Source organism: Corynebacterium nuruki S6-4, from assembly GCF_007970465.1.
Classification (GTDB): domain Bacteria; phylum Actinomycetota; class Actinomycetes; order Mycobacteriales; family Mycobacteriaceae; genus Corynebacterium; species Corynebacterium nuruki.
This window is the reverse complement of sequence record NZ_CP042429.1, coordinates 2751397-2766500: the sequence shown is the minus strand read 5'-3', so window position 1 is coordinate 2766500 and position 15104 is coordinate 2751397. Positions and strand designations below refer to the sequence as shown.

General features: G+C 71.7%; 12 protein-coding genes. 5 read left to right on the top strand and 7 right to left on the bottom strand.

Features of this window, described 5'->3' with window-relative positions:
• Entirely contained in the window at positions 1-2556 is a 2556-nt protein-coding gene (locus FSW06_RS12495) for an FtsX-like permease family protein (RefSeq protein ID WP_010120042.1), read from the top strand.
• A gap of 6 nt (positions 2557-2562) precedes the next feature.
• Here FSW06_RS12495 and FSW06_RS12490 read toward each other — a convergent pair whose 3' ends face one another.
• Entirely contained in the window at positions 2563-3921 is a 1359-nt protein-coding gene (locus FSW06_RS12490; protein WP_010120043.1) for a sodium/glutamate symporter, read from the bottom strand.
• Between the two features lie 144 nt (positions 3922-4065).
• Between FSW06_RS12490 and FSW06_RS12485 the strand changes: the two genes are divergently transcribed.
• On the top strand, positions 4066-4758 hold the full coding sequence (locus FSW06_RS12485; RefSeq protein ID WP_010120044.1) for an esterase/lipase family protein: 693 nt from the start codon (positions 4066-4068) through the stop codon (positions 4756-4758).
• Positions 4759-4782: 24 nt separating this feature from the next.
• Here FSW06_RS12485 and FSW06_RS12480 read toward each other — a convergent pair whose 3' ends face one another.
• Together FSW06_RS12480 and FSW06_RS12475 are read right to left on the bottom strand one after the other, a co-directional pair.
• Positions 4783-6492 carry a sensor histidine kinase gene (locus FSW06_RS12480; RefSeq protein WP_010120045.1) on the bottom strand — a complete coding sequence of 570 codons (1710 nt, stop codon included), beginning with the start codon at positions 6490-6492 and terminating at the stop codon, positions 4783-4785.
• Positions 6493-6569: 77 nt separating this feature from the next.
• Positions 6570-7289: a response regulator transcription factor gene (locus FSW06_RS12475; protein ID WP_010120046.1), complete on the bottom strand. Its 720-nt coding sequence runs from the start codon at positions 7287-7289 to the stop codon at positions 6570-6572.
• Between the two features lie 155 nt (positions 7290-7444).
• Here FSW06_RS12475 and FSW06_RS12470 point away from each other — a divergent pair, with 155 nt between their 5' ends.
• Positions 7445-8200, top strand: coding sequence for a L,D-transpeptidase (locus FSW06_RS12470; protein WP_029449351.1), 756 nt, complete (start codon positions 7445-7447; stop codon positions 8198-8200).
• A gap of 12 nt (positions 8201-8212) precedes the next feature.
• On the opposite strand, the gene crtI is transcribed toward FSW06_RS12470, so the two are convergent.
• The 3 genes from crtI to FSW06_RS12455 are packed head-to-tail and all read right to left on the bottom strand — an operon-like array spanning position 8213 to position 11320.
• Entirely contained in the window at positions 8213-9829 is a 1617-nt protein-coding gene (crtI, locus tag FSW06_RS12465; RefSeq protein ID WP_029449353.1) for a phytoene desaturase family protein, read from the bottom strand.
• Positions 9822-10697, bottom strand: a complete 876-nt coding sequence (locus FSW06_RS12460; RefSeq protein ID WP_010120050.1) for a phytoene/squalene synthase family protein — start codon at positions 10695-10697, stop codon at positions 9822-9824. Before FSW06_RS12460 ends, crtI begins: the two co-directional genes overlap by 8 nt.
• Positions 10694-11320 (bottom strand): HAD-IA family hydrolase, encoded by a 627-nt coding sequence (locus FSW06_RS12455; RefSeq protein WP_010120053.1) that lies wholly within the window; start codon positions 11318-11320, stop codon positions 10694-10696. Before FSW06_RS12455 ends, FSW06_RS12460 begins: the two co-directional genes overlap by 4 nt.
• A gap of 38 nt (positions 11321-11358) precedes the next feature.
• Between FSW06_RS12455 and nhaA the strand changes: the two genes are divergently transcribed.
• Together nhaA and FSW06_RS12445 are read left to right on the top strand one after the other, a co-directional pair.
• Positions 11359-12576: a Na+/H+ antiporter NhaA gene (gene nhaA, locus FSW06_RS12450; RefSeq protein ID WP_010120055.1), complete on the top strand. Its 1218-nt coding sequence runs from the start codon at positions 11359-11361 to the stop codon at positions 12574-12576.
• Between the two features lie 23 nt (positions 12577-12599).
• Positions 12600-13931: an MFS transporter gene (locus FSW06_RS12445; protein WP_083827033.1), complete on the top strand. Its 1332-nt coding sequence runs from the start codon at positions 12600-12602 to the stop codon at positions 13929-13931.
• Here FSW06_RS12445 and FSW06_RS12440 read toward each other — a convergent pair.
• The gene (locus FSW06_RS12440; RefSeq protein WP_010120058.1) at positions 13822-15099 is read right to left on the bottom strand and encodes an MFS transporter; all 1278 of its coding nucleotides are present in this window, start codon (positions 15097-15099) and stop codon (positions 13822-13824) included. The two genes, FSW06_RS12445 and FSW06_RS12440, sit on opposite strands and share 110 nt — an antisense overlap.
• Positions 15100-15104 lie beyond the last annotated feature (5 nt).

The window sequence follows — 15104 nt, the reverse complement described above, 5'->3', positions numbered from 1 at the left end:
ATGCGTTCCGCACCCCTGCTGCGCCTCGCCCGGCGCGACCTGTCCCGGCACCGGGCCCGGACCCTGGTCGCCCTGCTGCTGTTCGCCCTGCCGGTCGCGCTCATCGTCGGGTTCTGCTCGGTGAAGGAGGCCGACCAGCGCGCCGTCCTCGCCGACCCGGTCAACGGCCGCTCCTCCATCGTCTTCAACGACAGCGCCCGGCTGCCGGACGCCACCGCCCAGTCCGCCCGGCTCCACGACGAGTTCGGCCGCGGCGCCGACAGCATGGTGCTCGCCGAACGCGGCCGCACCACCGTCACCGCCGGTGACCGCAGTTCCACCACGAGCATGCGGGCCCTGCACACCCCCACCGGTCCTGACGGTCACGCGTATCCGTCGGTCGCCCCCGGCACCACGGTGCTCGACGAGCAGGCCGCCTACGTGCTGGACGTCTCCCCCGGGGACACGGTCACCACGTCCGACGGCACCGACCTGACCGTCAGTGACGTCATCCACGGCGGCTCCGACGTCGGGGTGACGGCCAATGCCGCCGACCTGCGCCCGGACGGCCCGGTGGACCTGTCCTGGTACCTGCCCGATGATGAGGGGCTGCAGTCCGCGGTCGACGACGCGGATGTGGAGACCGGCGGCGACGTCTATTTCTCCGGGAGCCTCAACCGGGCCGAGAAGCACCTCGTCCCCTGGGAGGATTTCGACCTCACCGCGCTGACCGAGGGAGCCAACTACTACGGTGACGCGCTCGGCGGTCTGCTCCTCCTGGCCGCCCTGGCCGTCGCCGCGCTCGCCCTCATCTCCGCGGTCATCGCCCCGGTGTTCGCGGTCTCCGCCCGCCGGCTCCGCCACGAACTCGCCCTGCTGGCCACCAACGGCGGGACGCCGTCGCAGCTGCGCCGTGTCATGCTCGCCGAGGGACTGCTCGTCGGCGTCCTCGGGTCCGCCGTCGGCCTCGTCCTCTCCGTGGCGGTCGGGGCACTGGGGATCAGGGTGTTCTCGACCGGCGGTTACGCCTGGGCCTGGGATGTCGCGGCTCTCGTCGTGCCTGTCGCCGTGCTGTGCGGGGTGACCGCCGCGCTGGTCCCCGCGATCCGCGCGGGCCGGGAGGATCCGGTGAAGGCCCTCGCCGACGGGTCGGCGACGGTCATTCCGCCGTGGCGGATCCGCACGTTCCTCGGTCTGCCGTTGATCGTCCTCGGCGTGTGGCTGTCCCCGCCGTCCCACGATGACACGGGGCGCGCCTTCGGCATCGCCCTGATGGTCCTCGGGGTCATCTGCTCCGCGGGCCTCGTCGTGCGGTTGACCGGTCTGGCGGGGTCCCGGCTGCCCGCCGCCGCCCGCCTGGCGGTCCGCGACAACACCCGCAACCACCACCGCTGCGTCCCCGCCGTCGCCGCCGTGTCCGGAGTGACGCTGCTGGCCACGTTGCTGCTCGGTTACCCCTCCGGGGAGTTCACCGCCCGGGAGACCGCGCTGAAGGACACGGTCGTCACCGCGTCCGCGAACCTCGGCGGCTCGGCGGTCGGCGACAGTGACGCCTACACCGACGACCTCGACCGCGCCGCGGGGTACATCGGCGCCGACCACCGGGTGGACCTGTACGCGGGCACCGTCCCGGGTGACCGGAACATCTCCGGACGACTGCCCGCCGCGGCGTCCGCCACCGGGAAGTCCACCTCCTCGCCACGGTGGGAGGAGGTCGGCTGGGGTCCGCTCCTCGTCACCGACGGGGACGCCCTCGACCTCTACGACGGCGTGACCACCGCCGATGTCCGGCGGGCCCGGGACCTGCTCGCCGCCGGCACCGCGGTCGTCGGCGACCCCGCCCTCGTCCACGACGGGAAGGTGCGCCTCGACATCCGGCCCGGCGACGGGGATGTCCTGCACGGCGCGGTGCCGACCCCCGACGACGACGGTTTCCGTTCCGCCGCCTCCCGGTCCGGGGGCATCCCCGCCCGGACCGACAGCCTCTACCTGCCCGCGGTCGTCCTGCCCGCGCTCGGCGGTCACGGCGGGATCGCCGTGTCCCCGGAGATGGCGGAGCAGGCCGGGCTGCAGACGGTCTTCGAGGGCAGCGGTTTCGTCCGGGACCGGCCGCTCGGCGTCCTGAAGGCGGCGGAGATCAGCCTGCGGGCGTCCACCCCCTCCTTCATCAGTGTCTCGACCCCCTCGGTCGACGGCGCGGAGGCCCTGCTCTTCGCCGTGCCCGTGGTGTTCACCTGGGCGCTCACCCTCGGCACCGTGCTGCTGGTCGTGCTCCTCGCCGCCGGCGAATCGCGGCGGGACCTCGCCACCGTGACCGCCATGGGCGCGGCACCGGGGCTGCTCCGACGGTTCACCGCCACCCAGGCGGTGGCGGTCGCGGCGACCGGGACCCTCGCCGGTGTGGTCGTCGGCATCCTGCCCACGGCACTCGACGGCGCACTCGGCGACCTCACCGGCTACCAGTGGGCGGCGCTGGGGCTCACCGTGCTGGTGGGGCCGCTGCTCGCCGGGCTCGTCGGCGGCGCCGTCGGCCTGGTCACCGGGCACGACCGGACACCCGTCCGGCGCCGCGACTGAGTGGCGTCAGGACGCCGCGGTGGGCGTCCTGCCGGCGGACCGTGCACCCCGCACCACCACGAGCAGTACGACGACTGCCGCCACCGAGACCGCACCCCAGATGCCGACCACCGCCCACGCCGCCCCGGCGAGGACCATGCTCGGCACGAACGTCACCGCAGTGACCTCCACCGGTACCACCGGGATATAGGCCAGCGCGAAGTCCTCCATCGTGCCGGACCGAAGTTTCGGGTCGATGACGCGCAGCAGGGCGATGGCGGTGTTCACGCCGCCGGTCGCCCAGCCCCAGGTGAAGATCTGCTTCTCGAACCAGCCGTCCTGCAGGGTACGCGGCGCGACGATCAGCCCGAGGAACAGGCAGATGACGAGGGCGATGATGAACAGGACCACCATCGCCACCCAGTTCTCCGAGACCATGTCCAGTTTGATCGAGGCGATACCGCAGACGATGAGGATGTCCGTCGCCGTCCCGGAGATCGAGTTCAGTGACCGACGGTCGATGTAGCGGGTCGTGCGGGTGGCGCGGAACAGGCCGCGGGCGACCAGGCCGACGACGAAGGCGATGGAGAACACGGGGAAGGCGATGTCGGGGAACCAGCCGCCCAGCAGCTCACTGACGCCGTAGCCGGCGGCGGAGACCGCGACGATCACCGAGACCTGGAAACCGAGCGACTCGATGCTCGCCCCGGAGAACTTGTGGTGGCCCACGGCCTCCGGCTCGTCGTCGTGATCGAGCACACCGGTGCGCATGGACTTCGGGATCCGGTGCATGCCGGAGAATTCCTTCGCGTGGCCGCGGGCGGCGCCGAACTTCGCCTGGGCGAGTCCGCCGACGATGCCGGCGAGCAGACCGACGGTGGCGGACATGAAGGCCAGGGACTGCATCTCGGGCTGGCCGGCGTCGCTGAACACCTGGCCGACGGCGGCGGCGGAGCCGAACCCGCCGGCCCAGCCGGCGAAGATCAGCACCCCGAATTCGTCACCGACACCCAGCAGCGGCCCGACGCACACCAGGACGACGGCCATGCCGAGGGCGACCTGGATGGCGTACATCAGCACCGAGTAGGCGGAGAATCCGACGACCGGACCCTTCACCTTGAGGATGTTGAAGTCGTCGCTCATCGCCAGGCAGGCGAAGACGACGACGATGAGCACCGAGGAGTAGGTGCCGAGCTGGTCGGAGAACGGCAGCCAGCCGAGCAGCGAGGGGCCGAAGACGAGGCCGAGGATGCCGGCGATGAAGGACGCCGGGATCATGAGGCGCTGGAGGAAGCCCACCCGGGCGCGCAGGACGGTCCCGATGACCAGCAGCAGGCCGATCAGGCCGGCATCGGTCAACAGGGTCCAGGGAGTGAAGTCGGTCATGACACCCGCTTTCTGGTCGAGACTATGAGATTTTCATCGTGAAACGTGCGACGGGCCACATTAACAGCACGGCACCCTGGTCGCAGCGCCGGCAGCGGCGGGGCCGGGTCCGGCGCATACCCCCGCGGTGGCAGAGTTGACCGGGTGAAGAGCATCGACTGGCCCGAATCCCCGCACCGCCGCCCCTACCCCCGCACCGGACCCCGACCGGTGGTGCTCATCCACGGCGCCGCCGGGTCCCGCGGCAACTTCGCCGGGGTCGTCCCCGCCCTCCGCGCCGCCGGACGCCCCGTCCTCTCGGTCTCCTACGGCCGCCACGGCACCCGACGGCTGCGGTCGAACTTCGACGAGGTCCGGCTGCTGCTCGGCGGCATCGTGCAGGACGCCGGTGCCGTCGACCTCGTCGGCCACTCCCAGGGCGGACTCATCGCCCTCGCCGCGTCCGGAACCCCGGAGCTGGTCGGGAAGGTCGGCCGGGTCGTGGGTATCGCGGGGAACTTCCGGGGCTCCGACCGGCCGCGGCGGCTGCCGCTGTGGCCGGTGCCGGCGTGGGCGACGAATCTCGTCGGCTCCCGGGATCTCGCGGACCTGCTGATCTACGCCCGACGGTCGACGGTTCCGGTCACCCAGCTCATCTCACCGGCCGACCGGGTCATCCCGGCTGACCGGCTGCGCGCGGTGGCCGCCGATGATCCGCTGACCGGCACCCCGGCGCACCGGGGCTCGGTGGACATCGTGACGGTCCCCGGGGACGCCGCCCACCCGGCGCCGCTGCACTCACAGCTGCCCTACAGTCCGGTGGTCGGACGCCTCGTCGCCGCGGCCCTGGAGAACTGAACTGCGGCGCCGCGGGAGGTACGGCTAGCGTCCCCAGCCCTCGGCGCCGGGATCGTGCCGGGGGCCCGGCCCGTCAGTGCCGCCGGTGCCGTCTGCCTCGGTGTCAGCGTCGGCGTCACCCGGTTCGGCGTCGATGACCTCGACGTCCTCCGCGGCATCGGCCGCCACCTCGTCCCCGCCGTCGATGTCGGCGGCCGGCAGGATGATCCGGAAGGTCGTCCCCTCCCCCGGTGTGCTCTCCACGGTGATCGTTCCACCGTGGGACTCGACGAGGCTCTTGACGATCGACAGTCCCAGCCCCGACCCGCCCGAGGCCCGCGACCGGGAGACATCCGCCCGGTAGAAGCGTTCGAACAGGTGGGGCAGGTCCTCGGCGGCGATACCCACCCCGTCGTCGGCGATCTCGATGCCGACATGGCCGGCGTCCGGCCGGGTGAGACGCAGGACGACCGAGGCGTCCTCCCCACCGTGGCGCAGCGCGTTGGTCAGCAGGTTGCCGACAATCTGGTGCAGCCGGTTCTGGTCGCCGACGGTCAGCGGGATACTGCCGGTCTCGTTCTGCACCGAGATACTCCGGCCCGGGAACCCCGCCCGCGCGTTGTCCACCGCGGCGATGCACAGCTCCAGCAGGTCGACGAGGTCCGAACGCATCGGCCGCCCCTCGTTCATCCGGACCAGGGTGAGCAGGTCCTCGACGAGCAGACTCATCCGCCCGGCCTCCGAGGAGATCCGGTCGATGACCATGTCCGCGTCCTCGGTGGCACCGGACTTGTAGAGGTCGGCGTAGCCACGGACGCTGGTCAGCGGCGTCCGGAGTTCATGGGAGGCGTCCCCGATGAAGCGGCGCATCGAGGACTCCGCCGACCGCGCCTGCTGCTCGGCCTCACGGGCCTGCTGCTCGGACTGGTTGACCTTGATGAACGCACCCTGGATCTGCTCCAGCATGCGGTTGAGCGCCACCGAGAGCCGGCCGACCTCGGTCGTCGGCGACCAGTCCGGGACACGCCGGTCCAGCTGCCCCTCGGCGATCCGGCCGGCGGTCTGCTCCACCTGGTTCAACGGCTGCAGGGCGCGCCGGACCAGATAGAAACTTGCGATGACCAGCAGGAACAGCACGCCGAGGGTGATGGCCACGAGGGCGGTGATCAGGTTGTGCATGATCCCCGCCTCGCCCTTCATCGGCTGGGCGACGACCACGGTCTGCCCCGACGAGTTCTCCACCGCCACGGCCCGCCACGGCACCGAGGAGCCCGATCCGCCCTGGGCGGGGACGGTCACCGGGTCGGTGGGGTCGGTCAGCGCGGAGATGTCCGGCCCCGAGGCCGGGTCCGGCGAATAGCAGACGACCGGCGCCCCCCGCACGATGATCGCGGTGAAGGCGTTGCTCGGCGGCCGGTCCAGCCCGATCTCCGGTGACGACCCGTCACCGGACGCCGCCCCCGAGGCCGCGGTACAGGTCGTCAACGAGTCACTCTGCGCGAGGGTGCCGGCCGTGTCCTGCAGCTGACTGTCGACCCGGTCGGTGAGGAACTGCTGGGTCAGCCCGGTCACCACCAGCCCGGAAACCGCCAGTCCCAGGGCGGCCAGCCCCGTCATCACCATGACCAGGGAGACGCGCAGCGGGAAGTGGGACAGGAAGACACCCGGGTAGCGGCGACGCCCGCTGCGGGGGTTCCGCCGGCCCTGCCGGCGACCCGGCAGGCGGTCTGAGATCGTGCCCGGCCTGAAATTCACCTCGTGATCACCCTGTGTCTGTCGCTGCCTGTCGCTGTCTGTCGCTGCCTGTCGCTGCCTGTCGCTGCCTGTCGCTGCTAGCCGCGCGGCTTGCGCAGCACGTAGCCCACACCGCGGACGGTCTGGATGAGGTGCGGCTCCTGCGTGTCGATCTTGCGGCGCAGGTAGGAGACATAGGACTCGACGACGTTGCCGTCCCCGCCGAAGTCGTACTCCCACACCGCGTCGAGGATCTTCGCCTTGCTCACGACCACCTCGGCGTTGACGAGCAGGTAGCGCAGCAGCTTGAACTCGGTCGGCGACAGGTCGACGACCTCACCGGCCTTGGTGACCTCGTGCATGTCGTCGGACAGGGTGATGTCCGCGTAGCTGATGAGCGACTCGTCCTCGCTCTCCTCCGGCTGGAACCGCCGCAGGATCACCCGGAGCCGGGTGATGACCTCCTCGAGCGCGAACGGCTTGGTGACGTAGTCGTCGGCACCGATCGTGAGTCCGTGGATCCGGTCGTCGACGGCGTCCTTCGCGGTGAGGAACAGGACGGGGGCGTCGTCACCGGATTCGCGGAGCCGGGTCAGCACGGTGAATCCGTCCATTCCGGGCATCATGACGTCGAGGATGTAGGCGTCCGGCCGGAAATCCTTCGCGATCTGCAGTGCGGTCGGTCCGTCATTGGCGGTCCGGACGTCGAAGTCCTGGAACTCCAGGCGGGCCTTGATGAGGTCGGCGATGTTGGCTTCGTCGTCGACGACGAGCACCTTCGTGGTGCTCGCCGTATGGTTCTGGTGCGGCACGGTCATGACCTCCGAGTGTGGTGTACGAATCCGCGAATGCAGTGCTGTCCACCTGTAGGTTACCTGTGACTCTCCGTTGATCTGCCGCACGGGATCGCCGACATCCCGGCGGCGTAACTGGTCACCGGCGGTACCCGCCGCTAAGGTAACCTCCCGTGAACATGCACACCACCATCAAGTACCGCGGTCGTCACCGCGCCGCCAGCACCTCCCGTACCCGGCGCCACCTCGCTGTCGCCGGCGTCTCCGCCGCCGCACTCGCCGGTCTCGGCGCCCCGGCCGCCATGGCGGACGAGTCCCAGCCGCAGATCCCGTCCGAGGCGGAGATCCAGCAGATGGTGCACGACGGTGCCCTCGACGCGCACGACGCGGCACTGCTGCGCTCGGGCGAGGTCCCGGAGCAGTTCCGCGACCAGTTCGAGCAGGGCGTGACCGACCTGACGAACGCCGTCGCCCCGGGTGCCCTGCAGCAGCGCGCCGACGAGAAGGCCGCCGCCGAGCAGGCCGCGGCCGAGGCCGCCGCCGCCCAGGCCGCACAGGACGCCTTCAGCAACACCACGGACACCCCGTGCCCGGCCTCCGCGAAGGCCTGTGTCGACATCGACGGTCAGCGCACCTGGCTGCAGTCCGACGGCAAGGCCTACTACGGCCCCGTCGCGATCTCCTCCGGCCGCCCCGGACCGGACACCGAGACCCCGCGCGGTTCCTTCGTCGTCACCTACAAGGTGAAGGAGGAGGTCAGCCACGAGTTCAACGACGCCCCGATGCCGAACTCCGTGTACTTCACCTGGTCCGGCCACGCCTTCCACGCCGACGACACCAACGTGCCGTCCGCCGGCTGCATCCACCTCTCCTACGGCGACTCGGAGGAGTTCTTCGACCAGCTCCAGCCCGGCGACGAGGTCTTCATCTACTAGTCTCCACTGGTCTCAGCCGAGCCTGTCCAGTACGTTCTCCGCGCTGATCAGGCACATCGGCACCCCGACTCCCGGTGTGGTGGTCGATCCTGCGTAGTACAGGTTCGCCACCGCCCGGGAGTTGTTCGTTCCGCGCAGGAACGCCGACTGGGCCAGGGTGTGCGCCAGTCCGAGGGCCCAGCCGTGCCACGAGTGGTAGCGGTCGGCGAAGTCCGCCGGCCCGAGGGTCCGCCGCACGACGGTCCGCTCCGCCAGATCCGGGATTCCGGCACGCTCGGCGATGAGCTCCACCACCGCGTCCGCGATCTGTTCGACACGGTCCGATCCGGTTCCGGACGCCGCGTAGGCCGACCCGTGCCCCGTCCCCACGTCCGCGGCGGCGGGCACGAGCACGAAGAGGTTCTCGTGGCCGGCGGGGGCGACGTCCGGATCGGTCGCCGACGGTTTCGAGACGTAGACCGACCGGGACATGCCCGGGATCCCCGCACCCGGCCCCGTGGTGGCGGCGGTGCCACCGTCGAAGACGGCTGCGAAGTCGGGTGTCCAGTCGGCGCTGAAGATCAGCGTATGGTGCGCGAGTTCCGGCAGACTGCCGCGTACGCCCAGCATGACGACGACGGCGCCGACCCCCGCGTCCGCGTACCGCCAGTGCGGCTCCGGGTAGGTGCGCAGCCCCGCCGGCAGCAGTTCCGTCTCGGTGTGGTGCAGGTCAGCGGCACTGACGACGACATCGGCGGGGATGACGGTCCCGTCGGCGAGCCGGACCCCCGTCGCGTGTGCCCGGCCCGGCCAGATCCGGCCGAGGCCGGGGATCCGGCGCAGCGGGTTGGCCGTGGCGTCCGGGCCACGGTCGGTGAGGATGCCGGTGACCTCGGCACCGGTGCGGATCTCCGCCCCCTCGGCGACGGCGAGCCGCCGCAGTGCCTCGACCACGGCCGCGAAACCACCGACCGGGTACTTCACCCCCTGGACCAGGTCCGTGTAGCTCATCAACTGGTAGAGGGCGGGGGTCGCCGACGGCCGCGACGAGAGGAACACCGCCGGGTACGAGAGGATCTGCCGCAGCCGCCGGTCGGTGAAGCGGGCGTCGACCAGTCCCCGCAGGCTGCCGGTGAGCAGCCGGACGAGGTGCCCGGCGCGGGCGAGGACCGCCCGGCCGAGGAACGGTGCGGGCGATCGGAAGGACGTGTGGAGGAACCGGTCGACGGCGATGCGGTAGGTGTCCCCCGCCTCGGCGAGGTAGCGGCGGACCTGCGCCCCCGCGCCCGGTTCCAGCGACTCAAAGAGGGCGGCGACCGCCTCCTCCCCGACCGGGACATCGACGGGGTCGAGCCCCTCGGGCAGCACCCGGTAGCCGGGGTCGAGGTCCACCAGGTCGAGTTCGGCGGCGGTGGAGGTGCCCATCAGCGCGAAGAAGCGGTCGAAGGCCTCGGGCATGAGGTACCAGCTCGGGCCGGTGTCCCACCGGAACCCGGGGGCCTCCGGCACGGTCAGCGACCCGGCGCGGCCGCCGAGCTGGTCCGTCCCGCCCTTCTCCAGCAGGATGACCTCGTCGCCGTGGCGGGCGAGAAGGCCCGCGGCGGCCAGTCCCGCCACCCCGCCGCCGATGACCACGGTGCGCCTAGCCACGGGTCACCGCCTTGGCCGTGAGCCACAGTTTCCTCGCCGCGGGGACCCGCACCCGGCGTGCGCCGGGGCCGACGAGATCCGCGGCGGGGGTCGCCCGCAGCCGGTCCAGCAGGTCGCCGTACAGGGCGGCGGCGGCCGCCACCCCGGCCCGGGAGCCGGCGGGCAGGTCGGCCACCCGGGACGAGCCGCGGGCGAGGTCGGCGGCGGCATCGTCGAGCAGCCGGTCCTTCGTCTCCTCGGTGAGGTCGCCGGGCAGGTAGGCGCGGTGCAGCAGGGTGACGTCCTCCCCGACATCCCGGAGGAAGTTGATCTTCTGGAAGGCTGCCCCCAGCGCCGCCGCCCCGTCGGCGAGCCGGTCGCGGTCGGCGCCCGTGGTGCCGTGAGTGAGGAAGATGTCGAGGCAGAGCAGGCCGATGACCTCGGCGGAGCCGTGGATGTAGGCGGCCAGCGAGTCCCTGTCGTGCACGGTGGGGGTCAGGTCGGCGCGCATCGAGGCGAAGAAGGCGTGCATCTGGTCCATGTCGAGGCCGCAGCGCCGGACGGTGCCGGCCCAGGCGTGGAGCACCGGGTCGGTGTGGAATCCGTGGTCGCCGGCCGTGGTGACGGCGTCCTCGTAACCGTCGAGGAGCTGCCGCACCTGTGCCGGTCCCTCCCCGGCGGACGCCGCCGCGCCGTCGACGATCTCGTCGGCGGTGCGGACCACGGCGTAGAGATTCACGATGTCGCGGCGCACCGGGGCGGACAGCAGCCGGGAGGCCAGGGTGAAGGAGGTCGAGTACCGGCCGATGACGTCGGCGGCGACCCGGTCGGACAGTTCTGACCAGGCCGACCGGCCGGTCGAGGGGTCGGGGTCGCTCCGGGTGGTCACACGTTCACCGTACCGTGTCCGTCGCCGCCCACCCGCACCGTGGTGAGGTCCGGGATGTCCCTCCCGACGACGAGCAGCTGCGTGCCGGCGGCCCGCGCCGCGGCGATGCCGTTGGGGGCGTCCTCGAACCCCAGGCAGTCCGCCGGGTCGACCCCCAGGCGGTGCGCCGCCAGCAGGTAGCCGTCCGGGGCCGGTTTGCCGTGGTCGACGTCCTCGGCGGTGACGAGCACGCCGGGCAGCGGCACCCCCGCGGCGGCCATCCGGGCCCGTGCGAGGTCGCGGGTGGCACTGGTCACCAGGGCGGCGGGCATTCCCGCGGCCAGGACCTGACGCATCAGGTCGGCGGCCCCGGGGATCTCGTCGATCCGTCCGGGCCACTGTTCCTCCTGCTGCCGGAGTTCACCGGTGATCCGGCGCCGTCCGTCCCCGCTGAGGTCGGGGAGGAAGTGGTCGACGGTGTCCGCGGTCTGTCTGCCGTGGGAGTAGGCGATGACCTCGGCCGGGTCGAGACCGTGGGCCTCGGCGGCGCGGGTCCAAATCGTCTCGACCGCGACCGTCGAGTCGACGAGGGTGCCGTCCATGTCGAACAGCAGGGCACGGCAGGTCAGTGGCGCGGAGGGCATACGTTCCGAGGATAGTGCCGGAAGGTAGCGTGTTTCGTGTGTCTGTCGAAACCTCCGCCCCCGCGCCGCAGCCGGTGCCCCCGCTGACCCGTGCTGTCCGGTTCCTCACCACGGACCGGGGCGGTGGCGTCCTGCTGCTCGTCGCGACGGTCGTCGCGCTGGTGTGGGCCAACAGCGGTCTCTCCGGCGGCTACCACGGTCTGCGGGACGCGGAGCTCGGTCCCGCCTGGGCCGACCTGCACCTCTCCGTCGGCGAATGGGCCTCCGACGGGCTGCTCGCGGTGTTCTTCTTCGTCACCGGTCTCGAGCTGAAACAGGAGTTCCTCACCGGATCCCTGCGCCGCCCGCAGGACGCCCTCGTCCCCGTCCTCGCCGCCTGCGGTGGCGTCGCCACGCCGGCACTGCTGTATTTCCTGGTGAACACCGTCGCCGCCGACGGTGACACCGCCGGCTGGGCCGTCCCCGCGGCCACCGACATCGCCTTCGCCGTCTCGGTGCTGGCGGTCGTCGGCTCCCACCTGCCGCCGCGGCTGCGGGTGTTCCTGCTGACCCTCGCGGTCGTCGACGACCTCATCGGCATCCTCATCATCGCCTTCTTCTTCGCCGACGACCTGAAACTCGGCTACCTGCTGCTCGCTCTGGTGCCGCTGGCCGCGTTCACCTGGTGCACGCAGCGGGGCCACGACCGGTGGTGGATCCTCGCACCCCTGGGCGTGCTCACCTGGGCGCTGGTGCACCACTCCGGGATCCACGCCACCATCGCCGCCGTCGTCCTCGGTTTCACGGTGCCGGTGATGTCGCGGCGGGGGTCACAGACCTCGCTGCGGTTCGCCACCGCGCTGGGCCCCTGGTCCTCGCTGGTCGTGCTGCCGGTGTTCGCCTTCTTCGCCGCCGGGGTGACCGTGGGCGGCTGGTCCGGGCTGACGGGCTCGTGGACGGACCCGGTGGCCTACGGGGTGATCGTCGCCCTGGTCGTCGGCAAACCGCTGGGGATCACGGTGGCGACGTGGCTGTCGTCGAAGATCCCGGGGATGGCACTGGCCCCGTCGCTGCGGTGGCCGGACATCATCGGGATGGGGATGGTCGCCGGGATCGGCTTCACCGTCTCCCTGCTGATCAGTGAACTGACCTTCGGGGCGGGCAGCTCACTCGACGACCACGGCAAGGTGGGGGTGCTGACGGGGTCGGTGGTCTCCGCCGTGCTCGGCGGGACGTATCTGGCGGTCCGCGACCGGCACTACCGGCGGATCGGGTAACCGACCACCGTACTGTGGTGGTCATGACGTCAACGCCGCCACCTGTCACCGGTCCCCGACGGATCGCGAACCGCCGGGTCTTCAACCGGGATGTCGTCGCCTGGTCGATGTGGGACTTCGGGTCCGCCGCCTTCAACGCCGTCCTGGTCACCTTCATCTTCTCCGTGTACCTCACCGACAAGGTCGGTGACACGGTCGACGGGCCGGTGAGTGCGGCGACGTGGTACGGCATCTTCACCGCGCTCGGCGGGTTCGTCATCGCGGTGACCGCACCGGTCGTGGGGCGCCGGGCCGATGCCCGGGGACGCCGCCGGCGGTCGGTCATGACGTGGACGCTGTGCACCGTGGCGGTCATGCTCGGACTGGTCTTCGTCGGCGACGACAGTGCCGGGTACTTCTGGCTCGGTGCCGTGCTCATGGCCGTCGGGGCGGTGACCTTCCAGTTCGCGGAGGTCGGCTATTTCGCGATGCTCAACCAGGTCTCGACGAAGGAGACCGTGGGGCGGGTCTCCGGGTTCGGCTGGGCGGGCGGTTACGTCGGCGGGATCATCCTGCTGCTCATCTGCTACGTCGGGTTCATCGCCGGCGACGGCGACACCCGTGGCCTGCTCGGCATCACCACCGACAACGGCTGGAACGTCCGGCTCGTCGCGGTGCTCGCCGCCCTGTGGTTCCTGCTGTCGTCGCTGCCGTTGTTCCGCCGGATCCCGGAGACCGCCCCGTCGCCGGAGCGGGAGACCACCGTCGTCGGGTCCTACCGCGCCCTGTTCCACGACATCGCCGACCTGTGGCGGACCGACCGGACCTCGGTGTGGTTCCTCATCTCCTCCGCGGTCTTCCGCGACGGGCTGGCCGGGGTGTTCACCTTCGGGGCGATCCTCGCGGTCTCCGTCTACGGGCTCAGTGACGGCGACGTGCTCATCTTCGGGGTGGCGGCGAACATCGTGGCCGCCGTCGGCGCCGTCATCGCCGGTTACCTCGATGACCGGGGAGGTCCCCGCCGGGTCATCGCGGTCTCGCTGGTGCTGATGGTGGTGGACGCCCTGGTCCTGTTCCTCGTCGACGGTCCGGCGATGTTCTGGGCCTTCGGCCTGGTGCTGTGTCTGTTCGTCGGCCCGGCGCAGAGTGCGTCCCGGTCCTACCTGTCCCGGCTGTGCCCGGAGGGGCGGGAAGGTGAGCTGTTCGGCCTGTACGCGACGACGGGGCGTGCGGTGAGCTGGCTCGCCCCCGCCGCGTTCGCCCTGTTCACCGGGGTGGCCGGGACGGACCGGGCGGGGATCCTGGGGATCGCCCTGGTGCTGCTGGTCGGTCTGGCGCTGCTGCTGGGTCCGGCGCGGGAGCGGGGTCGCCGCTGATCACGCCGGGTCGCCCGGCGACCAGCCCGGCGCCGCCCATCAGCACCGACAGGACCACGAGGACGAGGACGGGGACGGTCCACCCGCCGGTGAGGCTGTGCACCAGGCCGACCGTCAGCGGGCCGCAGGCGGCGATGAGGTAGCCGACGGACTGGGTGACCGTCGACAGTGCCGCGGCGTCCGCCACGGTCCGGGTGCGGATGTTCACCAGTGCCATGACCAGGGAGAGTTCCCCGCCCTGCCCGAGGCCGAGCAGTACCGCCCAGACCATCGCGCCCCGGGTGCCGCCGAGGGCGACGCCGAGCAGGCCGACCGTGGTCAGGGCGGACAGTCCGACGGCGACGGCGCGCTGGTCGTGCATCCGGGCGGCGAGCACCGGGACGATGAGGGCGGTGACGATACTGACGAGACTGAGCACGGTGAGGACCACGCCGGCCCGGGTGGCGTCCATCCCCCGCTGCCGGAACACCGACGGGAGCCAGCCGATCATCGAGTAGGCGACCAGGGACTGCAGCCCCATGAACATCGTCAGGGCGGGGACCCGCCGGTCGCCGCGGAAGGCGGTGAGCGGAACCGGGGGCCGGCGTTCCCCCGACGGCCCCGGGCGCCCGGTCGCGACGACGGGCAGGAGGAGCAGCAGCACCCCGATGACCGGTGGGACGGCCCACAGCGCCAGTGCGGGGTGGAGCCCGCCGAGGGCGTCCCGCACCGGGACGGTGAGGCCGGAGGCGATCCCGGCACCGGCGCTGACCAGGGCGGTGTACAGTCCCGTCATCACGCCCGACCACTGCGGGGTGTGGATCCGGATGAGGACCGGTCCGAGGACGTTGCCGACCGCCACCCCGGCCCCGGCGACGAGGGTGCCGAGGAAGACCGCCTGCCAGGCGGGCAGTCCGCGGACCGCGCTCCCGACGGCGACGAGGAGCAGTGCGGCGGCCGCCACGGCGGTGGCTCCCCAGCGGGCGGTGAGCCGACCTGCTGCGGCGCCGAACAGTCCGAAGCAGACGACCGGTCCCGTGGTGAGCAGCGCGAGGAGCACCGGCCCGAGACCGTAGGCGTCGGCGAGGTCCTGCTGCAGTGCGGAGTTGCTGCCGAACACGAGCCGGAGGGAGACCGCGAAGACCAGGATGGCTGAGACGGCCGTGACGGACGCGACAGCCGGGACCACTCTGT